The organism is Synechococcus sp. PCC 7335 (assembly GCF_000155595.1).
Taxonomy (GTDB): Bacteria; Cyanobacteriota; Cyanobacteriia; order Phormidesmidales; family Phormidesmidaceae; genus Phormidesmis.
In genome coordinates, this window is the sequence record NZ_DS989904.1 from 1,064,920 (window position 1) to 1,089,142 (window position 24,223).

26 protein-coding genes and 1 other RNA gene are annotated in these 24,223 nt (G+C 49.2%); 14 read left to right on the forward strand and 13 right to left on the reverse strand.

Annotated features, from left to right (window positions below; genetic code table 11):
• Window positions 1-116: 116 nt before the first annotated feature.
• The 3 genes from S7335_RS04765 (at window position 117) to S7335_RS04775 (ending at window position 3,560) form a co-directional block, all read left to right on the forward strand.
• The gene (locus S7335_RS04765; RefSeq protein WP_006455097.1) at window positions 117-1,955 is read left to right on the forward strand and encodes an N-acetylmuramoyl-L-alanine amidase; all 1,839 of its coding nucleotides are present in this window, start codon (window positions 117-119) and stop codon (window positions 1,953-1,955) included.
• Between the two features lie 26 nt (window positions 1,956-1,981).
• Window positions 1,982-2,668, forward strand: coding sequence for a ribonuclease III (gene rnc, locus S7335_RS04770; protein ID WP_006455764.1), 687 nt, complete (start codon window positions 1,982-1,984; stop codon window positions 2,666-2,668).
• Between the two features lie 340 nt (window positions 2,669-3,008).
• On the forward strand, window positions 3,009-3,560 hold the full coding sequence (locus S7335_RS04775) for a hypothetical protein (protein WP_006453510.1): 552 nt from the start codon (window positions 3,009-3,011) through the stop codon (window positions 3,558-3,560).
• 167 nt (window positions 3,561-3,727) lie between these two features.
• Here S7335_RS04775 and ruvA read toward each other — a convergent pair whose 3' ends face one another.
• The 3 genes from ruvA to coaD form a co-directional block, all read right to left on the reverse strand.
• Complete coding sequence (ruvA, locus tag S7335_RS04780) at window positions 3,728-4,351, reverse strand: Holliday junction branch migration protein RuvA (RefSeq protein WP_006456646.1); 624 nt, start codon at window positions 4,349-4,351, stop codon at window positions 3,728-3,730.
• Window positions 4,348-5,088 (reverse strand): hypothetical protein, encoded by a 741-nt coding sequence (locus S7335_RS04785; protein WP_006456788.1) that lies wholly within the window; start codon window positions 5,086-5,088, stop codon window positions 4,348-4,350. Before S7335_RS04785 ends, ruvA begins: the two co-directional genes overlap by 4 nt.
• Before the next feature lie 140 nt (window positions 5,089-5,228).
• Window positions 5,229-5,714 (reverse strand): pantetheine-phosphate adenylyltransferase, encoded by a 486-nt coding sequence (coaD, locus tag S7335_RS04790; protein WP_006456486.1) that lies wholly within the window; start codon window positions 5,712-5,714, stop codon window positions 5,229-5,231.
• Window positions 5,715-5,763: 49 nt separating this feature from the next.
• Between coaD and S7335_RS04795 the strand changes: the two genes are divergently transcribed.
• A complete protein-coding gene (locus S7335_RS04795) occupies window positions 5,764-6,078 on the forward strand; it encodes a hypothetical protein (RefSeq protein WP_006454460.1) in 315 nt (104 codons plus the stop codon).
• Window positions 6,079-6,212: 134 nt separating this feature from the next.
• Here the strand turns inward: S7335_RS04795 and psaK are convergent, their stop codons facing one another.
• Window positions 6,213-6,467: a photosystem I reaction center subunit PsaK gene (psaK, locus tag S7335_RS04800; RefSeq protein ID WP_006457607.1), complete on the reverse strand. Its 255-nt coding sequence runs from the start codon at window positions 6,465-6,467 to the stop codon at window positions 6,213-6,215.
• A gap of 343 nt (window positions 6,468-6,810) precedes the next feature.
• Here psaK and S7335_RS04805 point away from each other — a divergent pair, with 343 nt between their 5' ends.
• From S7335_RS04805 to thiD, 4 genes are all read left to right on the forward strand, one after another.
• Window positions 6,811-7,236 carry a hypothetical protein gene (locus S7335_RS04805; RefSeq protein WP_038015634.1) on the forward strand — a complete coding sequence of 142 codons (426 nt, stop codon included), beginning with the start codon at window positions 6,811-6,813 and terminating at the stop codon, window positions 7,234-7,236.
• Window positions 7,237-7,680: 444 nt separating this feature from the next.
• Window positions 7,681-8,508, forward strand: a complete 828-nt coding sequence (locus tag S7335_RS04810; protein WP_038017096.1) for a cell division protein FtsQ/DivIB — start codon at window positions 7,681-7,683, stop codon at window positions 8,506-8,508.
• Window positions 8,509-8,909: 401 nt separating this feature from the next.
• A complete protein-coding gene (gene ftsZ / locus S7335_RS04815; protein ID WP_006457598.1) occupies window positions 8,910-10,148 on the forward strand; it encodes a cell division protein FtsZ in 1,239 nt (412 codons plus the stop codon).
• Window positions 10,145-10,957 carry a bifunctional hydroxymethylpyrimidine kinase/phosphomethylpyrimidine kinase gene (gene thiD / locus S7335_RS04820; protein ID WP_006457705.1) on the forward strand — a complete coding sequence of 271 codons (813 nt, stop codon included), beginning with the start codon at window positions 10,145-10,147 and terminating at the stop codon, window positions 10,955-10,957. The genes ftsZ and thiD overlap by 4 nt, the downstream gene beginning before the upstream one ends.
• Here the strand turns inward: thiD and S7335_RS04825 are convergent.
• From S7335_RS04825 to S7335_RS04840, 5 genes are all read right to left on the reverse strand, one after another.
• Window positions 10,945-11,397, reverse strand: coding sequence for a hypothetical protein (locus S7335_RS04825; protein WP_006453437.1), 453 nt, complete (start codon window positions 11,395-11,397; stop codon window positions 10,945-10,947). The two genes, thiD and S7335_RS04825, sit on opposite strands and share 13 nt — an antisense overlap.
• Window positions 11,398-11,494: 97 nt before the next feature.
• Window positions 11,495-11,866 (reverse strand): phasin family protein, encoded by a 372-nt coding sequence (locus S7335_RS04830; protein ID WP_006456626.1) that lies wholly within the window; start codon window positions 11,864-11,866, stop codon window positions 11,495-11,497.
• Window positions 11,867-12,035: 169 nt separating this feature from the next.
• An RNA gene (gene ffs, locus S7335_RS26640) (signal recognition particle sRNA small type) lies at window positions 12,036-12,133 on the reverse strand.
• A gap of 131 nt (window positions 12,134-12,264) precedes the next feature.
• A complete protein-coding gene (locus S7335_RS04835; RefSeq protein ID WP_006457704.1) occupies window positions 12,265-13,185 on the reverse strand; it encodes a hypothetical protein in 921 nt (306 codons plus the stop codon).
• Between the two features lie 161 nt (window positions 13,186-13,346).
• The gene (locus S7335_RS04840; protein ID WP_006455757.1) at window positions 13,347-13,910 is read right to left on the reverse strand and encodes a gamma carbonic anhydrase family protein; all 564 of its coding nucleotides are present in this window, start codon (window positions 13,908-13,910) and stop codon (window positions 13,347-13,349) included.
• 135 nt (window positions 13,911-14,045) lie between these two features.
• On the opposite strand from S7335_RS04840, the gene S7335_RS04845 reads away from it, so the two are divergent.
• From S7335_RS04845 to S7335_RS04865, 5 genes are all read left to right on the forward strand, one after another.
• Window positions 14,046-14,555 carry a TIGR02652 family protein gene (locus S7335_RS04845; RefSeq protein WP_006456317.1) on the forward strand — a complete coding sequence of 170 codons (510 nt, stop codon included), beginning with the start codon at window positions 14,046-14,048 and terminating at the stop codon, window positions 14,553-14,555.
• Window positions 14,556-14,612: 57 nt separating this feature from the next.
• A complete protein-coding gene (locus S7335_RS04850) occupies window positions 14,613-15,035 on the forward strand; it encodes a VOC family protein (protein WP_006457296.1) in 423 nt (140 codons plus the stop codon).
• Window positions 15,025-16,473, forward strand: coding sequence for an AAA family ATPase (locus S7335_RS25715; RefSeq protein WP_006453445.1), 1,449 nt, complete (start codon window positions 15,025-15,027; stop codon window positions 16,471-16,473). Before S7335_RS04850 ends, S7335_RS25715 begins: the two co-directional genes overlap by 11 nt.
• Window positions 16,474-16,507: 34 nt before the next feature.
• On the forward strand, window positions 16,508-16,780 hold the full coding sequence (locus tag S7335_RS27240) for an SDR family oxidoreductase (RefSeq protein ID WP_006456592.1): 273 nt from the start codon (window positions 16,508-16,510) through the stop codon (window positions 16,778-16,780).
• Between the two features lie 102 nt (window positions 16,781-16,882).
• Entirely contained in the window at window positions 16,883-17,362 is a 480-nt protein-coding gene (locus S7335_RS04865; RefSeq protein WP_006456650.1) for a GNAT family N-acetyltransferase, read from the forward strand.
• A gap of 7 nt (window positions 17,363-17,369) precedes the next feature.
• Here the strand turns inward: S7335_RS04865 and S7335_RS25720 are convergent, their stop codons facing one another.
• Window positions 17,370-20,258 (reverse strand): M14 family zinc carboxypeptidase, encoded by a 2,889-nt coding sequence (locus tag S7335_RS25720; protein ID WP_198011348.1) that lies wholly within the window; start codon window positions 20,256-20,258, stop codon window positions 17,370-17,372.
• Between the two features lie 205 nt (window positions 20,259-20,463).
• Here S7335_RS25720 and S7335_RS04875 point away from each other — a divergent pair, with 205 nt between their 5' ends.
• On the forward strand, window positions 20,464-20,868 hold the full coding sequence (locus S7335_RS04875; protein WP_038015638.1) for a hypothetical protein: 405 nt from the start codon (window positions 20,464-20,466) through the stop codon (window positions 20,866-20,868).
• 194 nt (window positions 20,869-21,062) lie between these two features.
• On the opposite strand, the gene S7335_RS04880 is transcribed toward S7335_RS04875, so the two are convergent.
• The 3 genes from S7335_RS04880 to S7335_RS04890 form a co-directional block, all read right to left on the reverse strand.
• Window positions 21,063-22,232 (reverse strand): DNA double-strand break repair nuclease NurA, encoded by a 1,170-nt coding sequence (locus tag S7335_RS04880; RefSeq protein WP_006456214.1) that lies wholly within the window; start codon window positions 22,230-22,232, stop codon window positions 21,063-21,065.
• A 7-nt stretch (window positions 22,233-22,239) separates the two neighbouring features.
• Window positions 22,240-23,013: an HAD family hydrolase gene (locus tag S7335_RS04885; protein ID WP_006453791.1), complete on the reverse strand. Its 774-nt coding sequence runs from the start codon at window positions 23,011-23,013 to the stop codon at window positions 22,240-22,242.
• 156 nt (window positions 23,014-23,169) lie between these two features.
• Window positions 23,170-24,069 (reverse strand): bile acid:sodium symporter family protein, encoded by a 900-nt coding sequence (locus S7335_RS04890; protein WP_038015641.1) that lies wholly within the window; start codon window positions 24,067-24,069, stop codon window positions 23,170-23,172.
• Window positions 24,070-24,223: the final 154 nt, after the last annotated feature.

A 24,223-nucleotide genomic window follows, 5' to 3' on the forward strand; every position in this document is an offset into this window, starting at 1 on the left:
TTCCTTTGTGGAGCTTGATTAAGTGAAGCGCCTAGACAGTTAATTCTGGCTGGAGTGCTAAGGTAGAATGCGTCAAATTTTGTTCTCGATGCAGCTATCTTAAGGGGAGTAGGGTTGTGGGTGTTTTTGGTGATCGCAATCAGCTGAGCATCTTCTGGAGCCTGATTGGATTAGTGGCACTCTATTCACCCAGAGAGGCGATCGCCCAAAGCTACCAAGGCACCGAAATAACCCAGTCTCCCTTGCAATCTCCGCCTGGTAGCCTCTTTGTTGCCTACCCACCCCTAGAGCATCAGACAGTAGCTGATCGCATTTTTTTCATTGGCACCGCCGACCCAAGTAAGCCAGTAACGATCAACGGGCAAGCGATTCAAAACCGTAGTGAGGATGGACACTTTGCGCCCACTTTACCGCTGGAATTTGGCGAAAATATAGTCACACTAGCCCAAGGCGACCAGAAACTGACTTTAAAGATCAACCGAGTATCGACAGAGCCAGTGCTACCTGATGGCACTGATTTTGCTGAAGGGTCTTTGACACCTGCTGAAGATATTGCTCGGCTGCCAGGTGAGGTAATTTGTCTCAGCGCGATCGCCCCTACAGACGCCGTGGTATCTGCCACCCTGGGAGATCAGACGATTACGCTCGCCCCACAATCGAACGTTGAGTTGCCGCCAAACTCCTCGGTTCTAACCGACCAAATAGAGCCTATCTCTTCAGCGACGAATAGCCGCGCTACCGAGTACGCGGGCTGCACAGCCTTCGAGCACACAGGCCACTTGGGAACGCCACGTTTTACCTTAAGCTCTGAGGGCAACACAGTTACGGCCGATGCCCCTGGCCAAGTGAATATCCTTTCTTCTACCAGTCTAGACGTTGCAGAAGTGACTGCCGCTCAAGGCGTAGCTCGCGTTGGGCCTAGCACTAGTTACTCACGCATCACCCCTCTGCCGGCGGGGACTCGCGCTGCGATTACCGGACGAGAAGGCGAATGGCTTAGGTTAGACTACGGCGGCTGGATAAAAGCAGCTGAGACAGCCGTTAGCAGCGCCTCTATACCGCCGACTAGCATTATGAGAGGTATTACCGCTCGCCAGGTTGAAGATTGGACTGAAGTCATTTTCCCGCTGCAAACAACCGTGCCAATCACGATTACACAAGATACACAGTCGCTATCTTTGACCTTGCACAACACAACGCCGCAAACAGACACTATCTATTTCTCGGATGATCCGGTCGTAGAAAGAATGGACTTTCATCCGCTGCTAACGAATAGCGCCGAGTTTGTTTTTCATTTCAAAGAACCGCAGCAGTGGGGATACAAAACTCGCTACGAAGGGACTAGCCTAATTCTTTCTTTGCGGCATGCACCGCCCGGCGACCGGCTCAGCGATCGCTTGGGAGGTACGACAATCCTGCTAGATCCTGGCCATGGCAGTAGTGAGGATTTAGGTGCGCGTGGACCTACAGGCTACCCTGAGAAAGATGTCACTTTGATTGTCTCTAAGCTACTGCGAGATGAGTTAGAAAACCGGGGGGCAAGCGTCGTAATGACCCGTGAAGGCGACGACGATCTCTTCCCACGCGATCGCGTAGAAGTTATCGATGCGACAGAACCCACCATGGCTTTGAGCATACATTACAACGCTTTGCCCGATGCAGGGGATGCCCTGAATACCGCTGGCATTGGAACTTTTTGGTACTACCCGCAGGCGCATGATCTAGCCACTTTTTTACACGACTATCTCGTCGATAATCTAGGACGCGAATCGTATGGTGTTTTCTGGAACAACTTAGCGCTGACTCGGCCCTCTGTAACACCTTCTGTTCTTTTAGAACTAGGTTTTATGATCAATCCAGAAGAGTTTGAATGGATCACCGATGAAGCTGCCCAAAAAGAGCTTGCCAAAACGCTCGCTGATGGGGTTCAAGCCTGGATAGAAAATCAGTCCTAAAGGACTACTTTGAGGAAGAATTCTAGATGCCAGCTATGGAAGAAACTAGCGCGACATTCTCGCTGCCTACTTTCACTAATTCTGCGCTTTGGCAGCAGGCGATGACCCATAAGTCTTTTGCTAACGAGCAGCCGACTGCCACAGAGCACAATGAACGCCTAGAATTTTTAGGCGATGCGATCTTGACTTTTCTAAGCGCAGAGTATTTATTCGTTCGCTTTCCAAAGCAGTCCGAAGGTGAGCTGACGCCGATGCGATCAGCTTTGGTAGATCAATCTCAACTGCATCGCTTTGCTCAAGGACTAAAGCTTGACGAGTATCTACGGTTAGGAAAGGGAGCTGAGAAGGAAGGTGCTAGGAAGAGTGCTCGCTTGCTTTGCAGCGCATTTGAGGCGCTAATCGGAGCGTACTTTCTAGATCAAGAGCACAACCTGCAGCTAGTGAAGGACTATATAACACCGATATTCGAGTCGGCGATCGCCCCAGATGTAGAAGCCGGTGTCAAAGATGATAAAACGCGCTTACAGGAGTGGGCTCAAAAAACAACGGGTAGCGTACCTGAGTATGTAGAAATTAGCACGCTAGGCCCTGATCATGCCAAAGAGTTTGTTATCGAGGTCCAAATTGGTGGTAAGTCCTACGGTCGTGGGAGCGGTCGTAGCAAACAGAAAGCCCAAAAGTTAGCAGCTAGATCAACACTGGAAATGCTGTGAGCGCTAGGCGCTATATCGACAACTATCGGATAAATCAAATTTAGAAAACTTGAATTAGCGAACGCTATAAAGCGGTTTTCTGCTGCTTTGACAATTTAGAAGATCAAGAAAATTGATCGTATCCTCTGGTACAAAACCTCTCTGCGAAGAACGAGTGGATTCGATTCGATATTGGCTTTGTCAACCTTGCGTATTCCTGATAAGAAAATCGTGCTTTTTTTTGGCTATTGGGTATTCATATAAGGCATCAGCGCTTAATTACTTTTATTTGGCTTTGAACGAACGTTCTAAAAGGCTTGAGAAGCTATGACTGCTCAACCATCGACTTGGAGATAAAACTATGGCTACTAACGACAATCTTCCCAACCAGCATCCGGACAACATTGTTGGTAGACAGCCAACACCAGAAGAAGTCGCGCGTCGTGATGGCTATGTACAAGGCCGTACTGATGAAAGCTATGTACAAGACAGTGTTAGAGGTCAAAAGCGAGCAATCGCACAGGCCCGTGCGAATGACAGCGCCGCTAGTGGCGTTGTCTTCGGTCTTTGTATTGCACTGCTAGCAGCCGGTGCAGGCGCCGCAATTTATTTCTTGATGGGCGATCGCGCTGATGTTGACCCAGTTTCAGTTCCTCAAATTGAAAGAGAGACAACCATCGAGAGGGAGACGACAGTAATTGAGAAAGAAGTGCCTACACCTGCTGTCGAGGCCCCTGATGTAACGGTTCCAGATGTGAACGTTCAGATGCCAGAAGTCGATGTTCCCGATGTGAACGTCACCAATCAGGTGCCAGAAACCCCTTCTGTAGACATAGAAGAAACCACCGAGGCAGTCCCTGAGGCAAGCCCTGAGACAGTCCCTGAGGCAAGCCCTGAGGCAGCCCCTGAGTAATTTTTATTAGGGCATATTCCTACACATGAAGAGCGATCCCTTTTAGGAGATTGTTTTTGACTCTAACTCCCTGCTCAGTCCACTCAGTTATTTATCTGGGATTGGGCAGGCAGTCTTGAGCCGGCGTCGGCTAAAAGCCAGCGTTTATCGACTGATATTGACTAAGCCTATTGACTGAGCCAGGCGATCGCTTCTCTGATCCAATCTTCTACATCATCACTCTTACTGAGCGCCGTTCCATTGCCAACGGCTACTAGCGCCTTACTAATCTCGCTGTTGCTGTACCCCAAAGCTACTAGCATCATCTCAACATCCTCTTGCACCGCTGATATTGGTCCGCCTGTCGGTGCCACAATACCGGAGTGCGATCGCCACTCACTTAGCTTCGTTTTCAGCTCTAAAATAATTCTCTCTGCCGTCTTGTTACCTACCCCAGGGGTACGAGTCAACACCCTCGCATTGCCGTTCACTACCGACTGGATCAGCTCGTTCAACCCCAATGCATTTAGTAATGACATCCCCATCTGCGAACCGATGCCACTTACTGAGATCAGCAGCCGGAACACATCTCGTTCAGCCTTGCTACTAAAACCAAACAGCATCTGTAGATCTTCTCGGCTTTGTAGATGAGTAAATATCCTGACCGGCTCACCAACCTGGGGCAGCTGACTCAGCGTTCGTGGATTCACCTGCATATCGTAGCCCACGCCGCCCGCCTCTACTGTCGCAATCACTCGACCGTTAGGCAGCTTCTGACTATCCGCCAGAATTCCCTTGACGTATCCAATCATGAACGGGCACTTGGATTTCTCTGAGGAGACGGACGTTCTGACAGGGCTCTAGCAAGCGTTGCTTCACGGCGGGTGGCCGGACGAGCTGCGCCCGTCGTAGGATTAATCTGCGACTGTGGAGTGGCCGTTTCAGTATCTAATGATTGTCCCCCCTGAATCTGCTGACGTCCATTACGCAGAATATGGAGCATCTCCATAAACTGACGCTCCATGTTTGCTAGCACCTGGTCAGCATAGGTATCCGCATCTTCTTGAATGGTCTTAGCTTCGCTAAGCGTTCGAGCCCGGGTCTCCTCCCATTCCTTCCGAGCCTGAGTCTGTAACTGTTCGATCTCATTGAGAGTCTTATCTTTGAGCGCTGCACATTCTCGCTCAGTTTGCTCTCTTAGCTGGGATGCGTGTAATTCAGCCTGTCGGACAATAGCCATATCGTTGAGGATGTCTGCTGCCTGCTTTTCGGCTGAAGTGATGATCTCTCGTGCAACCTGATCTGCATCCAGTAGAATTCCTTCTCGCTGCTGAACGATCTGCACCGACTCTTGAATGGCTGCAGGCAAGTTCACTCGGACCACATCTAACTGGTCGAGCAGCTCATCTTCAGACACGATGGTCTTACCTGAAAGCGGCACTCTAGGGCTTTCAAGCACAATTTCTTCGATCCGATCTAGCTCCTGCTGAATACTAAATCGCTCAGAGGTCGAAGCTTGGGAATATTCGCCGTTTGCAGAAGTGTTCACAAAGTTTTTAGTTAAGGTATTTTCAAGAAATGGTGACTTTCAAAGTCGATAGAGCACTAATATCGCTGGGCGATCACCCAGCCTATTGATCGCGTTCTCTCCTTATATCTCCTCATAATAGTATTGAATAAAGCCTACTCTCAACGTCTATTCTTTCCATAACAATCTTCAATGTCGCGGGTAATGTGGGCAGGCACCAGATGGTCGATGGGACCACCGAAGTTAGCAATCTCTTTGACAAGACTACTGCTCAAAAAACTATACTCAGTAGAGGTTGCTAAAAACACAGTCTCAATCTCAGGAGATAGTGTCTTATTAGTATGTGCCATCTGTAGCTCCTTCTCAAAATCAGAAAGTACTCGTAGCCCTCTAATGAGTACCTGAGCCTGGCGCGCTTTGGCATAAGTGACCGTCAACCCATTGAAGCTATCAACTTCAACATTATCAAGGTGATCAATCACCTGCCGGATCTGCGCTAGCCGCTTTTCGACCGGGAAGAGCGGCTTCTTACCCGGATTACGCGAGACTACGACAATGACGCGCTCATACAGCTTGCTGCTACGAGTGATGATGTCCAAATGGCCTAGGGTAATGGGATCAAAGCTACCAGGGTAGATTGCAATCATGAATGAAGCGAGAGAAAATGAAAGGGTTCTCTACGTTAGTGTACGAGCCATGTCTCTAGCTGTCTTAAAGTTCTCATCCGAAGACTGCGGCATCTGTCATAAGATGTCTTTCTATGATGAGAAGATTGCAAAGGAACTATCGCTAGATTTTGTCGATATCAAGATGCAAGATACCGCAACCTACCGAAAGTACCGACAAGTGCTGTTAGCTCAGTATCCGAATAAAACAGATATGGGCTGGCCAACGTATATCGTTTGTGACGATCCCCAAGGTGAATTTAAGATTGTGGGTGAGGTGAAGGGCGGTCATCCAAAGGGAGAATTTCGGCAACGACTACAGGCAGTATTAGACGAAGCCAAATAAAGCTATACCTGGTGAATTGACACCAAACAGTTGACACCAAACATATTTATCACCAGACACATCTTTATTCTGAGCGATGGCCTAGCTCTGACAACTACGCTGCTCAAGCCAGGCCGTTATAGATAAATGCTAGGCTATAGAACGCCTATATTTGCCAAGCCCAAGATAGCGCCAACACCAATAGCATGCCCTAGGCTAGTAACGCCTAATAGGGCAGGCAAACCCAGGCCTAAAAATGTACCGGGCGCAGGGCCAGCATCAGGAATTTGAATGACCTGCTTGCCAATAGCGAAGGCAATCAGATTACAGATAATCATGACGATGGCAACATTTGGCCCCCACGTGACCGTGTTAGGGACTACACCTGCAGCAGCAACTAAAGACAGCATTTATACGCTCTCCACGAAAAGATTTGGTCATAATAGAGTCTAATTTATATGTCCCTGTAGCTCCTCGATTTTAAGCGCTTATTTTTAAGTTCTTTTCTAAGCGCTTAGTAGCCTGTAATACCGTTGCTTTTTTGGCGCATGGTAACTGGTCATACTTAACTTTTAGAGCTTTATGACTCCAGAGGACTTTGGAGGAACAAGAGGAACAGTAGACGTCTATCTCTCCCATCATTTCATGAAGATGGATGAGGAGATGTCAGAATTAAGTGTATTCGTTGTAAGAGTTAACACTTGATTTTCAAGCTGTGAATTTGCATTTGAGGCAATCTATCGAGGGCACGATGTGGTTAGAGGGTTATTATGGTTGCCGCTGCTGGCTATCTTCATTGGGCTGACGTGGGCAGGTTGGAATGAGTATCGAAAAGTAGAGGTTTACAAGCAGTGGGCAAGTCATTTTGAGCGAGCTAAATTCGATATTTATGCGGTACTAGGTCAGCAGGAAAATCAGCTGACATGGGGACGGCCGACCCGCAATGGTGTAATAGAAACAGAGACTTTGGATCTACTTCAGGTCAAGCACCTTTGTATGGAGGTAGATGGCCAAGGCATTGATCTTGAGCAACCGCCGAAGCAAGGCCGATTTACATTAGGCTTTACCTTGAAAGAGGGTAAGAAAAAGAGCATTCCATTCACAGATGGAGAAATAGCACGTCAATGGTTCGATTTTTTAGTTCATAAGTGGTCGCTACAAACTCAAGTGGTTGAGTAGATAGCGAGGGTAAATAGCTGAGGCTCGAGAAGCTCTGTTGTAGCTAAAATATCCCCTGGCTAACTTGCCTGACTAACTTGATAGAGGCAACAGGTTTAATAGAGGCAATAGTAATAGAGGCAATAGTTAGAGAGCTGGCAGTTGAGAGGCATACGCAGGGAAGTCTGCTTAACAAATTAGCCTATATGAAAGTTTGGTTGATATAATCCCCTTCAAAAAATAGCTGGCACATGAGCGTCGGCACGAGTTCTTAGCTCTTAGATTCAGCTCTAGCGTCAGGGGATTAACAACTTAGGTTGGTTCTTCGTATGGCTTTCTCGTACAGCTTTTCAACGGTTCACGAAACAATTCGTTCGGAACAAACCGTTTACGGTATGGCCTTCGAGTAACTAGCAAGCAATTAGCCATCAACATATGTACCCTTCGTATGACATTGTTCGGGATATGAAAACACCCCAAGTGAATGACCTAGCTGAGCGTAGGCGACAGCTGAAGAAAAAGCGGAGGATCAAGTTTTATCAACGGATCTGGCGATCGCTAGTGATGGTCAGCTTTATAGGAGGGACGGTGTGGGTAGCTAGATCCCCAGCTTGGCTATTACACAGCGCCAGGCAGATAGAGATTAGCGACAATCAAACGCTGTCAGATCAAAATGTGCGCGACCTGATACCAATAGCCTATCCACAGACATTGCTAGAAGTCGAATCGGATAAGCTAGCACAAACATTAATTGAGCAAGCTGCGATCGAATCAGCAAGGGTGAGTCGACGGCTGCTCCCACCGGGTCTTCATGTACAGATTACAGAACGCCAGCCCGTAGCGATCGCCCTTCCCAGCCAAGCCCAGCCTCTGCCATCCGTTCCTAATCAACCTTTTCAAGAACCTGGCTTGATTGACGCTCAAGGTTACTGGATGCCGCGCGACAGCTTTTCTAAGCTAGGCGCAGAAATCGCGATCCCCACTTTTACAGTTGAAGGAATGCGCCCTGGCTATGCCGGCACCTGGCAAGTGATTTATCATGAAATTCAGCGTAGCCCTGTTAAGATCACAGCAATCAATTGGAGTGATCCAAACAATCTAATTTTGCGCAGTGAGCTAGGCTTGGTGCATATTGGTGCGTATGGGGATCATTTTGCAGCACAGCTAGCGGCATTAGATCAGCTGCGATCGCTCAGCCAAAAAGTCGATCTAGAGCAAGTAGCCTTCATTGATCTCAAGGACCCCAAAAATCCTGTCATCGAAACCTTACAAGCGGCCGGTCAATCCTTGTAGTACTGCCGAACGCAGCTAGGTTAGGACAACGTTTGGCTTTTTAAGCAAGTTCCTTTATAGTTGACTCAATTCGGTGCGGAGAAAGAAAAGTCAGTCGAGCGCTATTCCTAATTTCTTGATGGGTTAGAGTTGCGCTGACCCAAATTGACCATTTCATACTTATGCTTAAGTTCGTTGATTCTTAGCTATCTAGCTCTATAAACTTTTCCTGAAGGAAACAACCCAACGAGATTGCTAGGTAAAGAGACCATAAAAGGCAGCCGAGAGGTAACGGCTAATGACGTTGGCACTCTTAAAACTCTGTTGTATCAGTCGGTTTCTCTTAGTTAACTTGTACTCTATTCCTTGAGTTAACTCTATCCTCTACTTATACACGTTAGACAAACATATCAGCTCGCCCTATGAATAACGCATCCCTTCACACAGATTCTTATGCGAACGATGGGTCAGGTGTACAATCAGTTACTGCAGCTAGTAATGGCAGTGCGCTGTCAGCGGAAGAGCCGATGAACGGAGATATAGTACCAAGCAGCGTTGCAAGAATTAAGGTGATCGGTGTCGGTGGCGGTGGCTGTAATGCTGTGAACCGGATGATAGACACTGGGTTGGTAGGTATTGAGTTTTGGACGGTAAATACCGATGCTCAGGCACTGACCTATTCAAGCACAACGAATGCAATGCAGCTTGGGCAGAAGCTCACTAGAGGTCTAGGCGCTGGCGGTAATCCCTCTATTGGACAAAAAGCGGCAGAAGAATCTCGCGATGAAATCTTTCAAGCTTTAGAGGGATCAGACCTAGTCTTTATTACCGCAGGCATGGGCGGGGGAACCGGTACCGGGGCCGCTCCGGTCGTGGCTGAGTGTGCGAAAGAAGCGGGTGCTTTGACTGTGGGCGTGATTACTCGCCCGTTCACGTTTGAAGGTCGGCGGCGAACGTCTCAAGCAGACAGCGGCATCGCGGCACTGCAAGCTTGTGTTGATACCTTAATCATTATTCCAAACGATAAGCTGCTGTCTGTGATTTCTGAGCAAACACCAGTGCAAGAAGCGTTTCGAGTGGCTGATGATATTTTGAGGCAGGGCGTTCAAGGCATTTCAGACATCATTACTATCTCTGGTCTAGTTAACGTCGATTTTGCCGATGTGAGAGCAGTGATGGCTGATGCCGGCTCGGCGCTGATGGGAATTGGCGTAGGCTCTGGTAAATCTAGAGCTAGAGAGGCCGCGATCGCAGCGACCTCCTCCCCACTGCTAGAAACCTCTATCAACGGTGCAGGGGGCGTCGTCTTTAATATCACAGGCGGAAACGATCTGACCCTACATGAAGTCAACCAGGCCGCTGAGATTATCTATGAGTCGGTAGATCCCAATGCAAATATCATCTTTGGGGCGGTGATCGATGACCGCTTGCAAGGTGAGGTTCGAATCACAGTGATCGCCACAGGCTTTAGTATGGAGAGTCGCAGCATTCCTTCTATGGCTAGCTCCAAGGTAACACCAATGGATCGCACGTCGGGCCTCTCTCTAGAAGAATCTAGTTTGCCCCTAAAAGAGGAATCGACCGAAGAAGTGAAGACTCCACCAGTAATTTCACCCAATCTAGATATTCCTGATTTCTTACAGCGTCGTCGTAATCGATGAGTGCGATCCCGGTTGCCCTAACAATCGCAGGTTCTGATAGCGGTGGCGGCGCAGGTATCCAGGCTGACTTACGTACGTTCTCGTTTCATCGAGTTCATGGGACTAGCGCACTGACTTGTGTGACCGCTCAAAATACAATGGGCGTTAGTCGCGTGGATGCGTTGGCACCTGAGGCTGTGATTGCTCAGATCACGGCAGTTGTTAGCGATATGGGTGTGCAAGCAGCTAAGACGGGGATGCTGCTAAATCAGGAGATCATCGAGGCAGTAGCCAAGTATCTGAAGGCACAGCCAGTTGAACAGCTAGTGGTTGATCCAGTAATGGTTTCACGAGCTGGAGCTAAGCTGGTTGATGACGGTGCGATCGCCGCGCTGATAAATCAACTGTTACCCTTAGCGACCGTCTTGACTCCAAATCGCTACGAAGCTCAAATCTTAGCGGCTATGCAAATTGATACGCTAGCCGATATGCAGTTGGCTGCTAAAAAAATTCATGATCTCGGCTCGAAGACTGTGGTAGTCAAAGGAGGTGGCTTCGAGAACGAGCTGCGCGGGATAGATGTTTGGTTCGATGGTCAGCAATTAGAGACTTTGACTACTGAGCTAGTGAATACGAAGAATACGCATGGAACTGGATGTACCCTTTCTAGTGCGATCGCAGCTAATCTTGCCAAAGGGAAATTGCCCTTCACCGCTGTAGTTGAAGCCAAACACTACGTCACACAGGCGCTAAGACACGCACTCTCGATCGGCCGTGGCCAAGGACCGGTAGGACATTTTTATCCACTACTAAGTAGTCACGATTCTTGATCACTAGGCCAAATTGACTCCCAGTCACGGCAGCTATCAGTTTCTGGCCCATAGGGATGCATTGCACAGACCATCATTTCATCGCCGTACACTGTCCCATGATAGTTGCGGCAGCCTACGCAGGTCGGATGGTTTTGTAGCCAAGGATTAACAGTGTGAGTCACAGGCATGGCCACTTCTGCTATCCAAGGGGTGAGATGCTGGTCTACGTAGAGAAATCCAGCTTCTAGTGAGTCATCTATCTGATCGCTCCAACTTCTAACAGCAGGCCCGATTACTTTATCTACTTCATCTATCATCAAGCTAGAAGCTTCGATCAGCTGATCGGCAGCTCTTTCTGTTTCTCTTGCAGCTTCTTTAGCGACTTCTTCTAATAGCTCACTAGCTTCCCTAGTAGCTGTATTGAATTCGTCTTGTAGCTGTTTTAACCAATCATCCATCGCTTTGCCTCTGCTCGTCTGCTGTAGAAGAAAGATTCTATAGAAAATTCGCCCTGTAGGAATACTCTCACAAATATACTAATGAAAGATTAAAACGCTACTTCAGCCGCTTCAACTCGTCACGCAGAGCTTCCACTTCCTGGCGTAACGCTTCAGCCTGCCTCTCTTCAGGTGTTGTATCGTCGTCTAGTATTTGAATCTGCCGAGGCTCGCTAGAAGCTGTAGCACTGCTACTTGTGGTAGTAGAGGCAGGACCCTGTCCTGCTGCTTGAGCCCTTTCTACCATGTCGTTCATCATCGTTTGAGCTTCTTCGGTCGTAAGTTCACCTCTAGCGACTAGCTCATCAACTAGCTTTTGAGCCTGTCCGCGCAGATCGCCAAATGCACCGCCTGCTTTCTCTCCAGCATAAGAAGCGATGCCAACACCCAGGTAAAAAGCCTTTTGTACTAAGTCGCCAAAGCCTGCCATGGATGTTGCCTCACTAATCTTGAAAAGTAGGGTTGGGGTTTAGATACTTCTAGGATAAATAGCCTTTCATGAAATAACCACCGCTTAAACCGTCCCAAAAAGGTGAGCAAACCCGAATCAAGCGCTTCTTCTACGGATATTTCTTGCTTTAAAGCCTGCTTTAAAAATAAAGAGGCCCGAAGTCCGCGCCTATTACAAGCATCCCGTATTGCTGCTACCTTCCGGTCCTGACAAGATTTAGGCGTTGTAATTGCGCGGGTCCGAGCCATCTATACCATAACATCACTCTTGCCCAAGCTGACAAGTCTAGGGGATCGATTCTGGCGTGACCAGAGCTAAGAAAAATCGCCAAAGCTATTCGCTTGAATGACGGGTTTACACAGGAAAATCAAAAATGGCTACGGTGTGCTGGCCGTTTCAAAGTTGCTCTGCGATCGCTCAAATACCAATTGATTCACTAAGGCAATCACTTCTTGGTTAGAGATACCAGCCGCATGCTCACTCAAGGTCACTAGCAGGTAGGGGTGAGCGCCTTGCGCTTCGACATAGGTGGCGCTATGGCTGATCTGATCGTCTATGGTCGCCATTTGCCAAACATCAGCTGTTGGGGACAAGCCAATGTTGGCCGAGTCCGTTTGGGCCTTGAGCAGAGTCATCATCGACTGGGACCGGGGACTTGTCACCGATACGCCGCCGATAATGCTGTGCAGCAGCCGCGCGATCGCCTCCGTGCTTAGCTGATTACGATTGTCAAACGTCTTACCAAAGAACATCCGCTCTCGACCGTAGGGACCTTCCTGCCAGGTTTTTTGATTGATATTAATCGACCGTAGCTCTGGCCAACCGAGCTGTGAGAAGTAGCGATTGACAATATTACGTTGAGACTTCCAGGTTTCCATAGGACCTTCGGGCAGCACCGGGCCACTGGAGACACCACTAAGGACGTCGACTAGGTAGCTAGCAGCATCATGACTGCCTTGTTGAATCATATTGGCGATCGCTTGCTCGGTATCGGCAGCGGGCTGTACCATCCCTTGCTCTAGCCAGACATGAATAGCTACTAAATAGAATAGATAGGCCAGGTTGCCTGGTTCAATGAGTTCTACGCCTCGATAGCTGGCGCCTTCAGGTTGATACTTCCAGAATTCTTCAGCACTAAGCGCCCCGCCTGTGTTGATTCGATAAGGCGGGCTATAGGCAATCCAGGTAACAGCAATCTGGTTTTGAGCCAGATGAGGGTAGGTCTCCCAAACCGTATCAAGAATTTGTTCAAGCTGGGTTTGGAGAGAGACTGTGGGAACGAAAAATTTTGCAGGCATCGAAAAGCGATCTAAACCATGACGTATGAACGATGAGTGCTAAGCCTGAAAGGGAAGAATCGGCTGGTGTTTTTGATGATTGGTGTCTTTAGCTGATTAGTGCCTTTAAATGACTAGTACCTTGTAGAGAGTTGAGCCGTATGAATTCATCTTTGATAAATTCATATTTCATCGTTCCAATCAAAGCTTGAAACTCCACTCTTGCCTGAATGAACGAGAGCCAGTCTCTCGTATTTTTTAGCATGTTCAATCAGGTCTAGGGTCTCCGCTTCTGAGACGGCGCGGCGGACTTTACCAGGGACACCGACCACAAGCGATCGCGGTGGCACATCTTTGCTAACAACTGCCCCAGCACCGATGATGCTGCCACTACCAACTCGAACCCCGTTCAAGACAATTGCGCCAATCCCAATCAAACAGCCGACCTCAATATAAGCGCTGTGAATGACAGCACGATGACCAACCGTGACATAGGCTTCTAAAACCGTGGGCTGGTTAGGATCGCCGTGTAGTATCGCGCCATCTTGGATATTCGTGTGCTTACCAATTTCAATAATTTCGACATCGCCTCGCACAACAGCGCCGTACCAGATGCTAGCACCTTGGCTGAGGTTGACTTTGCCGATTACCGTAGCGTTGTCGGCAACAAAAGCGGCTGAGCTAAGATCTGGTGGTTCTAAAAGGGAATGGGTAGATGAATGAATAGAAGGCTCTGATAAGGACATTGTTGAATTTGCGAGGACGCCCCGCTAGCTATAAGAAGTCGACTAATATATCTTTAGGTTGCGGCATCCACCACCCAGCCAAATCATCTCGACTCATCAATTACTCAGATCCCTCCTCAGCTATAGAGACTTTTGATGCTAGGCTCCGCCTCTCAATATCCCATATTCGGCCCGGAAGTACACTGTCCTCACTGCCGTCAGACGATTCCGGCTTTGGTACTGACAGATAGCTATCTGTGCTCTCGTCACGGCGCATTTGAAGCCAACCCTAAAACTGAAGAGCTGGTACATGTGCAGTCGGGGCGACACTGGCGACGCTGGCAAGACCGGTGGTATCGGCAGCATACGCACCCAGACGGCATCCGGTTTGAGATTCATGAGGAGCTAGATCGACTATACACTCAGGGCTTTCGGGCGACTAGGGTAATCATTGCTGAGCGCTACCGGCAGTTGATGAGTCCGTATTTAGAGCACGGCGCACCCTGGCAAAGTTCTGGGCGTGAAAAGATTCCCAAACTGTATGGATTGCCGGTGAGTTTTAGTGAGCCAGCTTCGGTGACACCGCAGTGGGCAGTAGTGAACTTTGATTTGGAAAAGGAACCGGGCGTACCGACTCAATATCGATATCTGAAGATGTTTGACTAGGCAGATGACCCTCTAATTTTTGATTCGTTTCTAAGTTCTCATCCTTCGTAATTTCTCATGCACCACGCTTCGATCAAAACGTCGGATATTCATCAGGCGATCGCATTCTACGAACGGCTAGGGTTTGAAATTGAAACCCAGTTCACTGCTGGGATCACCCTGGCCTGCTGGATGACAGGCCTAGGCGGACGAATTGAGCTAATCCAAGTGCCAGAACCAAGACCCGCACTAGATGCTTTTGTAGACGAGCACTACACCGGCTACTATCACCTATCGTTTGATTTAACCGATGAGATTGAGAGTTTGCCGGTTTGGTTGGGGAGCCTACGTACACAGTCCCAAGCCACTGGCGGGCGGCTCAGCGTTCTGTTAGAACCGCAGCAGCAGCAGATTGGCGATCATCTCTATGAAGTTGCTTTCATCGCAGATATAGACGGGCTGCCTTTGGAATTTATTCGGCGGATTGAGGATGGGCGTTGATCAGATACCATTTGCAGACAATTGGGCGTATCTGAAGACGGAGCTAGCCTGGTTAGATCGGCTGCTGATGCTAGCGGTTGCCCGCCAGAAGAAAGAGACAAAAGAAGTGCGAAAAGTGGCGGCTACCCATGCTGATACGGTAAGCAGTCATTGGTGGAAGGGCGTTATTCTAGTGCCTAGTCCAGGCTACGACGATCGTCAGGTAGTGCCCACATCGCATTCGCGCAAGTCGATAGGCTATCAAGATCAGCTCGAAAATCGAATCAAGCTAACGGCTGAAGAAAATATAGTGCTAGCGCTGCCGTCCTTGCGCAACTATCTAAATCTGACCCTATTCGAAAAAAACTTGATTTTGATGGTGCTAGCGCCTGAGGTAAGCCGGCGCTATGGTCAGCTCTATCACTTCTTGCAAACGGGTGAAGATAGTAAGCGAGCCTGCGATTTGCCAATGCTCGACCTGGCGCTGCGGCTATTGTGTCGCAATGATCTAGAACGGCGACGGGCTAGAGCAAGTTTGACAGGGCCACAGTCACTTGTTAAAAAGCAGATTCTTCGCTATGTAGCGCCGCAGGTCACAACCCGGCTTAGCAGCTACTTACAGCTAAACGAGGAATGGGTAGATTACTTACTTGAAGAACAGCCTGACCAGCAAGTGCTCTTCAAGCGGCTTGCCACCCCTCAGGCTCAATCAGTCCCAGCACTGCCTGCGCCTACTGCAGCTACTCGCGCGGTAAAAATTCGTCAGCCAACGGTGTCCTGGGATCAGTTAATTTTGCCAGTCCCAGTGATCTCACAACTGCAAACGCTTTGTCAACAGACATCTGCGAGCTTGCTTACCCAAACCCGCTCAGGACAGACAGCGATACTCGTCGGAACCAGGGGTACAGGAAAGACAATGGCAGCAGGGGCGATCGCGACTTCTCTGCGCCAACCGCTATGCGAACTTGATCTCGCTGAGGTTCATCTTGAGGACGCATTCTCGGTTCTGCTCACCCTCGACGCTATTCGCTATCCCGTTCTTCTGATTAAGTCCGCTTCGGCTTGGTTTGGTCACCGCGCTGATCTACCGGCGGCGGCGCTACTGCAGTGGCTGCGAAAAAGACAAAACGCACCCAGTTTGACATTGTTTAGCACTCGCTATTTGCATACTATCAAGGCGAGCTGGCGACAGCAGATGGATACGATTTCTACGTTTCCTTTACCCCACAAACTAGCTCGAAAAACGCTGTTGCGACAGGCGTTTTCTGGCGTCGTCTGCAGCGATCAAATTAACTGGGAGAATTTGGCAATACAGATAAAGGTGAGCGGTGGGGAGCTAAGCGCAATTGCCCAAGCGGCAGTAGCGATCGCCCAATCCAAACAGGCTAAAACTGTCACATTCAGTCATATCCAACAAGCTATCAAAAGCAGAGGACTCTCTATCAACTTAGTCAGATAACCACTCATAGTAATCGGCTTTTAAGGCCGCCGATATGATTTCAGAAGCTGATATCTTTCTCTTTCGTGAAGTAGACCGGCAGCTTGGCTCACTCACCGCTTTGGTCGACAACGCAAGTGTTTTAGAACAGCAGATGAGTGCTGATATGAACCTAGCGCGGTTAAACCGAGTGTTCTCGACTAACGTTATTGTCCTACTACAGCGAGGCGGCCAACCCAAAGAAGTTGCGCAGGCAGTTCTATGGCTATTGTCAGACAAATCTTCTTTCACAACCGGCATCTTCATTAACGTGACAGGTGGTGTATAGCTGCTGTTCGTTACACATATAAAAGAGTTTTTGATAGAACAACTAATTTGTTCAACCAAGACTGTTGTTCAACTAACAATATCGATCTAGGAAAGAAGAGTCATGAGAATCCGTGACGGACGATTACAAGATGCCTCTCAGATAGCTGAACTGCTAGGACAGCTAGGCTATGCAGCAACCACCGACTTTGTAGAAAATAAGCTGAATAGATTGATTCAACATTCTGATGCCCAGCTCATCGTGGCTATTGAGAACGTAGACAGGATTATTGGATTTGCGTCGCTACACTTTATTCCTCAGCTCGGCGTGGAAGGTGACTTCTGTCGAATTAGCTACTTCTGCGTCGATCATAAGCGCCGGTCAAGAGGCATCGGTAAGCGTATGGAAGCGGCGATCGTCGAGTCAGCCATCCAGCGACAGTGTGATCGCATTGAGGTTCACTGTCATATCAGACGCAGTAGCGCTCATAAATTCTATGCTCGTCAAGGCTATGTCGAAGATCCCAAGTACTTGTTGAAACAGTTGAGTGATCGTACGCAGCGAAGCATGTCTGGCACGCTCGATCAAGCTGAATCAACTTAGACCAGAATTAGGCCAGGACAAAAGAGGACTCAGTTAGCGCCTCTGCCTCAATCCCTAGCAGAATCGCTAGCGTCTCGTCACCAAACTCGATTTGGGCGTTCTGTTCAGCTTGGCTGACTGATAGCTGACCGAAATTCAGCGTGCCAAACAGACCAATGAGGTCAGTGCCAACCTCGAAGTCGGTAATCGTATCCGTACCGTCGCCAAAGGCCAAGACAAAGGTATCACTGCCGCTGCCGCCAGAATTATCGTCACCCGTTAAGACATCATTGCCGCGACCGCCCCAGATTAGGTCATCACCATCGTCGCCCCAGATGAAGTCGTCACCCGCATCACCGTAGAGTGAATCATTACCAGATTTGCCGCCGATGCGATCGCTCCCGTTACCGCCATAGATAATGTCATCGCCGCCGGCAGCTCCCCCCGGGTTGCGGCTGTTGCGATCACCGCGTAGTACATCGTCGCCGTCCTCACCAAACAGCACGTCGTTCCCTAAGCCGCCGGCAACAGTGTCATCGCCGCCCAGCGCATAAATCACATCAGGCTGGCCTTGTCCTACCAGGGTCTCAGCAAGGGCTGAGCCTTCCATGACCGTTGCATTCGCTGGCGTCGGCACGATGTCCAAAAAGACTGCCGTGGGCACACCCCAGTTGCCATCAGCATCCTGCCCTTCCACAAAAATGGTGTAGCGTCCCGGCATAAAATCAGTCGTATCAATCGTCGCGGTCAGGGACTCAACAGCGCTGTCAAAAGTGCCATCAGCAACCGTCATCGCGAACAGCTCAACATCGGGTATCCAGGAAGGCTCATCAATGGAGTAGCGCCCGGCAGCGATGTTTTGAAACGTCGAGGGTATCTCGTCAGCCCCGTTGCCGATTGCGTCACTGTCGGCATAGCGAGCATCATCGGCGATCGCTGTTAGTTCCACCGCCGTACCCGCAGTGACCTGGGGCCGGGCCAGTGCTCCACCTAGGACTTCGGGCCCAAAGGGTGTTTGATAGGGACGCCTTGCTGCTTTGGCCGTATAGTACATAGCCGGAATGTTGTCAGGTAGGATTTCGTTCTCAAAATCCTCACTGGGCTGAAAGAAACTAGTCCCTATCTCCAGCGTCAAACCAGGGATGCCAAAAGTCGCATAGGCCCAGTCATCTGTCGCACCGCCCACAGCGCCAAATACCTGCGCCGGTAGAGCGTCATAGGGTTCTCCAACCGCTCCTGTGAAAAAACTGTACCGCCGAGCTAGATTGCTCAGTTCCTCATCATTGGGGGCAATTAGTCCTTCCGCCCAACCCCAGGAATAGAGAATGGCCTCAGCAAAGCTGTGGTAGTCGATATAAATACCGGAAATGTCGTCTGGAACCGGCGCATAAATCCGCTCTAGTTCAGGTGTTGGATCATTGAGCAGTTCGGGACCATTGGGTTCAAACAGGGTCGCCACGTACTCACTGGCAGCAGTACTTTCAGGTTCCGAAAAGGGACCGCTACCGTGATAGCCAGTCGAGGCCGGATCGTCACTAGAGCCGATACCCGTTGTCCCGTCAGCCGCAACGCCATTAGCCCATTCAAAACCGTAGTTGCGGTTGAGGTCCACTCCGTAGGTTGGGAATGGGGCCGGTTCAGCGCCCGGCTGAGGATTGGGATTTGTGTTTTTGCGCCATAGATAGCCTTGCTCAGCAATCTTGCGCCCATCGGGATTGACAATAGGAACAATGTGAATTTCGTTGTAGTCCAACAGCCATGTGGTGTCTGGATCGACGCCGTAGCCTGCGACCAGCTCCTCGGCAAAGCGAGCTACCAGCTCAGTGGTAGTGTATTCGCGCGCGTGAATAGCCGCCTGCATGTAGAAAACCGGCTTTTCGTCGCCATCGGCTGGAGTAAATTCCTCGTTAGTGAGCTTGAGGGCAAAGATATCGTAACCTTCGGGGCCGCCGGGTGTGAGCTTGTCGTAGGTGTCGCCAATGTCGGTCCAGGTGGCCAGCGTTGGATTATCAGCCGCCAGTGCCTCTAAGTCTCCATAGGTTTCTTCTACCGTGCGATAGCTGGAGAAAAACGGAATGGCTGCATCGACAATGGTGCCTTCAATGTCCTCTGCGACCACCGCATTGTAAGCCGGGTCGGTGCTGCTCACTTCAACGCCGACTGTGATGGCTTCTTCGCCTTCATCTAGGTCATCTTGAACGGCAGTGAAGGTAATTAGCTGCGGCGTCTCCCAATTTGTGGGCGTAAAGGTAAGCGGTTGAACCGCTGTGACTTCGGTGGTATCGGTCGTAAAGCTGACGCTCACCGCTTCAGTAGGGGCCGTGGTTAGCTCCACAATTAGAGTCTGCTCGGTGCCGCCCTCACTCAGGCCAAACTGCTCACCAGGAACCGAAACCAATACATCCGGCGCTAGTGGAATTCCCTCTACGTTATCGAGCACCCAGGTATCGCCGTCATCATTTTCCATGACGAAGCCTACATAGATCGATTCGTCCGTGTAAGCACTTAGATCCACCTCAAAGGTTTGAAAATCCCCTGTGAAGTCATCGGAGGTGTATGCGGCAACGGTCTCATAGCTAGCCTGATCGGCCTGCTCGTCAGTAGAAACTTGAATCGCGAAATTCGTTGGCGCGTTGCCTGGAAACGTCAGCGCGTCGAATGAGAGCGTGCTGTTTGCCACAGTAGGCTGCAGCAGCGTAGTCACTAGCCAATCTTGAGCAAGGCCATCCTCGATGTCTTCGCCAAATACGAAGGCAACGCTATTGCCACCTAAAGAACCGACCGACCAGTCTTGATTACCTGGAAAGTAAGTCTCACCGGCATCCGCTTCACCCTCGCCGCTGAAAGATGTCCAACCAGAAGGTGGAAAGTTACCTGAAAAGTCTTCTTCTAGCAAGGATAAGGGAGCGATCGCCATAATCATTGAAACCGTTACGATAGATGCCGTTTAGTGGATGTCGTTACTGAAGCGATGGAAAGAAGTAGCTGCGATTTCTCAGTCTTAGAATGTATGAGTCTTAGATGTATGAACGGTAACTAGGCTACTAAGCAATGTCCCTGATTTTTACGTTGAATGTCGTTATATTGAATACACTTTGGTTAGAAGCCTCACTAGACTTTTGATGAATGCAGTTACACCACTCGTAATGCTGCTGCTAGGCATGTCTCAGCCGGTACAAAATCTTGCTCTAGTGCTATCCGAGCTGCCAGATGGCGAGCATTATTACGCAGAACCAACGTCTAGTGAACTGATCGATGAGCGCTCGCTAGTCCTAGAAAAATGGGGACGTATTGTCATTGGCGTCGATACGATTTCATCCTCTAAGATGGCTTGCTTTAAAGGCTTTGTTGATGGGGATGCGATCGTGGATGCAACGCGCGTTCTTCCTCCTTACACTCCCAATGCTGAATGGACTTACCAGCCAGGTGAAATGATTAGCTTGAGTGACTATGACAGACGCATAGAAGCGATCGCCGCAACTGATAGAACCGCCTTAGACATCTGCTTAGAGGTTTTTGCGCGCTAACCCGTCTCAACAATCAAATCGACTTACTTCACTACCATCATTCTTCCGCGGAGCTGCCAGCTATCTTCTCACAGCAGTATCTTATCCTCATCAACGCAAACATCTCTTCAAACACGCAGGTAGAACAGATTTAAGTAGAACAGAAAAGTGCCCTAAAAACTCGACAGCCGCGATCGCAACCGTATTCTCGTCGCCTAAGCGATGCTTCCTCGTTTGCGCGCTTCTTTGAATGAGGTGCCAACATTTTTCAGGCCCGCGCGGATCATTTGTTGTTCTAGCAGGGTGAAGAATCGGGTGCGATCGCCTCCTCTCACAACCGCTTGATTATGTGCTTCTGCTAGCGCCACTGGATAACCAAACCCCTTTTGGACCTGCGCTAGCATTAGGCTCAATGCGGAATCGAGCAGGTTGGAATCTTCTATCACCCACTGGGGGAACTCTACCCTCGCTATCTCCGCACCCACATGCACATAGCAAAAATATACGGTGTGAGCGCCATAGCAGCTCAAGATATCTGCCGAGCTTTTCCATAGCGGTCCTCTTTCCCCAGGCGATAGCGTTGTAGCCCATAGGGTCACATCGCGCAAAGGCGAGAAGGTTTGACAGGGCATCTGGCTACGCTGATCTTCGCAGTGGGCACGACAGTCTGGTCCTTCATACGGGCAGGCTTGGAGTCTCAAGAAATTGAGCGCTTCACTACTGCGAGATGAGCTGATGTATCCCATGATCGGAATTCTCTTTTCTCGCAATTTTTCCCAGGCCGCCAGAACGGGTAACAGGATTTGATCGCGAGCGGCGGTAGGAATTTGTTCTAAAAACCAGTAGATCAAGGATCCATCTGTCATTGCTAGCGTTGGAACAGAATCTTTCTCTCCTAGTTCAGATAGCATGATAGCTTCAGCGGCGGTTCGCTTGTAGCCCATCCATTCTTCTGTACTAATTCCCCACTGACGAGAAGCATAGAGGTCTTCGGCTCTGTAAATGACTTCTGGCAAACTATCAAGCACAGGATAGCGACTTTGACCATAGTGAATAATCACCCTGCTGATATTCAACAGATAGCAGTAGGCAATTTCGTGATGGCTAGGAGAGATTTGAGAGCCATCAGAAGAGACTATCGTATGAGCCTCTGGCGCGGTGTGTAGGACAACTTTGGTATCTAACGGTTCAATCGGTTCAGCCGCGGCGAAAAGTAGGCGATCGCGGTAGTCCTCTAGCTGTTGAGTCAAAGGTGATTGAGCTTTTGTTGCTTGCACCATCAACGTTCGAGCAATCTCTACTCGCCGCCTAGCTGCCTCTGCCTCTTTACTCAGATGATCGCTGATGCCCTGCATTTGACGAGCAAGTTTGGAAAGATCGAGCATGGGCTACCTACATCCATTGATCGAACGGCTGTACTACTTGCTGCAATGATAATAGATGAATCCTGTCGTCTTGTCTTGCGAGCACGCGATCGCTTTTCAAGTTATAGCCCCAATCAGCTAAGAACAGCTGCACTTCTATGAGATCACTTTGCTCAGCAACTGCTTTGAGGGCAGGCAATCGATCTTCGATGAACCAGATACGTTCTATGTTGTGCGTTTCTTTTAGCGATCGCAACGTCTCATATTTTGGCCGCTTGACCTCTTTGCCAAAGATGCGATCGCTAGGAAAATCCACCCCGCTTTGCGATAGCAGGGCCTGAATAAATCTCCCTTCTTTAGTGCTAACAATGTATATTGGCAAATCACTATCTAATAGTGCCTTTAGCCGAGTAACTACCCCAGGATAGAATCGATGCAGGTCTAACCAACCCTGTAAGTCTGACTGAATTTTCTGGTCGCGTACGCCATCTAGTGCCTGCACTGACTGCTTTTTAGTCAGATTCGCCGCTTCTAGATAGGGCAGTGCCATTTCTGGCCACTCGTCAATAATCTGTTGATCTTGAGCGCCTTTGATCAAAGCTTCGACCAGCACTGGCATTTCCCATCCCGTTTCAATGACTGGGCGCAAGGGATAAAACCTCTCTGCTAGGCCATCTGGTGGTGTCGTCTCATCTGGCTGAAACAGCTGACAATATGCCTGCCAAGCCGTCTCGAAGTATTCAATGAGTCCGTCGCAGATCACCCCATCAAAGTCAAATGCAATTAGGGAAGGGAGGTTCATATGGGGTGCCGAGTATACAAGCGTCAGAAGGAATCTACCATGACTCAAGATAATCTAGTCGAATTGGTTTTGGTTTTCGGTATTGCTAATTGTGTTGTATTCCTCTAATTGCTGAGGTAGGGCCGTTCATGGATTCGATACTGAAATTAGAAGAAACTAGCTGCTCCTGCTTGAGGAAATTGTGTTGTTTTCTACGTTTTTATGCCGGGTCCATGCGGCTAAAGCACCGCCCGTGACGAACATCAATAGGCTATATATCGCGGCTGGAATAGACATCGTTGGATTGTTTAGTAGGGTAGGGGCAGTAGCCACTGCGATCGCTAACGTTCCGTTTTGAATGCCGACTTCACAAGTAATCGCGATGGAACTCTTTTGATCTACCTTGGCTAACCTAGCTAGCAGATAGCCTAGAGTCATTGCCGTCAGGTTGAGTGCTAGCGTCACCCAGCCGACTTGAACAATATAGCTAGCTAGATTGTTCCGCTCTGTTAGCAAGAGTCCAAAGATAATGAGACCTAAGAAAAATAGCGATAGCCACTTTACCCATTTCTCTACATTTGCTGAAAATAAGGGCGCATATCGATGCAGCAACATACCCAGTCCAATCGGAATAAGTGTGATGACAGCAATTTGAAGGACTGTTTCAAGAAAAGGCAATTGTAGAGCAACCCCTTCTCCAACAAACTGCTGCGTCGCCAGATTCACAACCAGGGGAATGGTAAACACGGTGATCAAACTGCTAATCGCAGTTAGCGTCACCGAAAGCGCAACATTGCCAGCAGCTAAATAAGTAAGCAGATTCGAGGTAGGCCCACCCGGACAGGCTGCTAAGACTATCACCCCTACTGCTAACTCAGGTCTCAATGGAAAAAGAGAAGCTAGCAAGAATCCTACGCATGGCAAAAGGATCAGCTGGGCAGTTAGGCCAACTAGCACCGCTTTGGGTGCGACAACGATGCGCTTGAAATCGGCTAATGTCAGGCCAAGGCCTATCCCTAACATAATAAGGAAAAGCGCTAAGGGTAGGAAGAGAGCGGTAAGTAGATTTGAGTCCATAGGAAGTGGCTTCTAAAGGCATGCTCGGCTATATGCCCAAGATCTGGTGCTGTCATACTACAGTGATCTGTACAAATAGCGGCTGTCAGCATTCGCTACTTTGCTCTCGAAAGGGAACGATAGATCAGCTACTGCGATGAGCTAGATCTGGCGT

Coding starts and splice junctions, on each gene's coding strand:
- S7335_RS04845 (WP_006456317.1), top strand. CDS start 14,046: ATGCTAGGCTCCGCCTCTCAATATCCCATATTCGGCCCGGAAGTACAC.
- S7335_RS04865 (WP_006456650.1), top strand. CDS start 16,883: ATGAGAATCCGTGACGGACGATTACAAGATGCCTCTCAGATAGCTGAA.
- psaK (WP_006457607.1), bottom strand. CDS start 6,467: ATGCTGTCTTTAGTTGCTGCTGCAGGTGTAGTCCCTAACACGGTCACG.
- coaD (WP_006456486.1), bottom strand. CDS start 5,714: ATGATTGCAATCTACCCTGGTAGCTTTGATCCCATTACCCTAGGCCAT.
- S7335_RS04810 (WP_038017096.1), top strand. CDS start 7,681: ATGAAAACACCCCAAGTGAATGACCTAGCTGAGCGTAGGCGACAGCTG.
- S7335_RS25720 (WP_198011348.1), bottom strand. CDS start 20,258: ATGGCGATCGCTCCCTTATCCTTGCTAGAAGAAGACTTTTCAGGTAAC.
- S7335_RS04775 (WP_006453510.1), top strand. CDS start 3,009: ATGGCTACTAACGACAATCTTCCCAACCAGCATCCGGACAACATTGTT.
- S7335_RS04885 (WP_006453791.1), bottom strand. CDS start 23,013: ATGAACCTCCCTTCCCTAATTGCATTTGACTTTGATGGGGTGATCTGC.
- S7335_RS04795 (WP_006454460.1), top strand. CDS start 5,764: ATGTCTCTAGCTGTCTTAAAGTTCTCATCCGAAGACTGCGGCATCTGT.
- S7335_RS04875 (WP_038015638.1), top strand. CDS start 20,464: ATGAATGCAGTTACACCACTCGTAATGCTGCTGCTAGGCATGTCTCAG.
- rnc (WP_006455764.1), top strand. CDS start 1,982: ATGCCAGCTATGGAAGAAACTAGCGCGACATTCTCGCTGCCTACTTTC.
- S7335_RS25715 (WP_006453445.1), top strand. CDS start 15,025: ATGGGCGTTGATCAGATACCATTTGCAGACAATTGGGCGTATCTGAAG.
- S7335_RS04835 (WP_006457704.1), bottom strand. CDS start 13,185: ATGCCTGCAAAATTTTTCGTTCCCACAGTCTCTCTCCAAACCCAGCTT.
- thiD (WP_006457705.1), top strand. CDS start 10,145: ATGAGTGCGATCCCGGTTGCCCTAACAATCGCAGGTTCTGATAGCGGT.
- S7335_RS04830 (WP_006456626.1), bottom strand. CDS start 11,866: ATGGCAGGCTTTGGCGACTTAGTACAAAAGGCTTTTTACCTGGGTGTT.
- ftsZ (WP_006457598.1), top strand. CDS start 8,910: ATGAATAACGCATCCCTTCACACAGATTCTTATGCGAACGATGGGTCA.
- S7335_RS04825 (WP_006453437.1), bottom strand. CDS start 11,397: ATGGATGATTGGTTAAAACAGCTACAAGACGAATTCAATACAGCTACT.
- S7335_RS04840 (WP_006455757.1), bottom strand. CDS start 13,910: ATGTCCTTATCAGAGCCTTCTATTCATTCATCTACCCATTCCCTTTTA.
- S7335_RS04850 (WP_006457296.1), top strand. CDS start 14,613: ATGCACCACGCTTCGATCAAAACGTCGGATATTCATCAGGCGATCGCA.
- ruvA (WP_006456646.1), bottom strand. CDS start 4,351: ATGATTGGATACGTCAAGGGAATTCTGGCGGATAGTCAGAAGCTGCCT.
- S7335_RS04880 (WP_006456214.1), bottom strand. CDS start 22,232: ATGCTCGATCTTTCCAAACTTGCTCGTCAAATGCAGGGCATCAGCGAT.
- S7335_RS27240 (WP_006456592.1), top strand. CDS start 16,508: ATGATTTCAGAAGCTGATATCTTTCTCTTTCGTGAAGTAGACCGGCAG.
- S7335_RS04890 (WP_038015641.1), bottom strand. CDS start 24,069: ATGGACTCAAATCTACTTACCGCTCTCTTCCTACCCTTAGCGCTTTTC.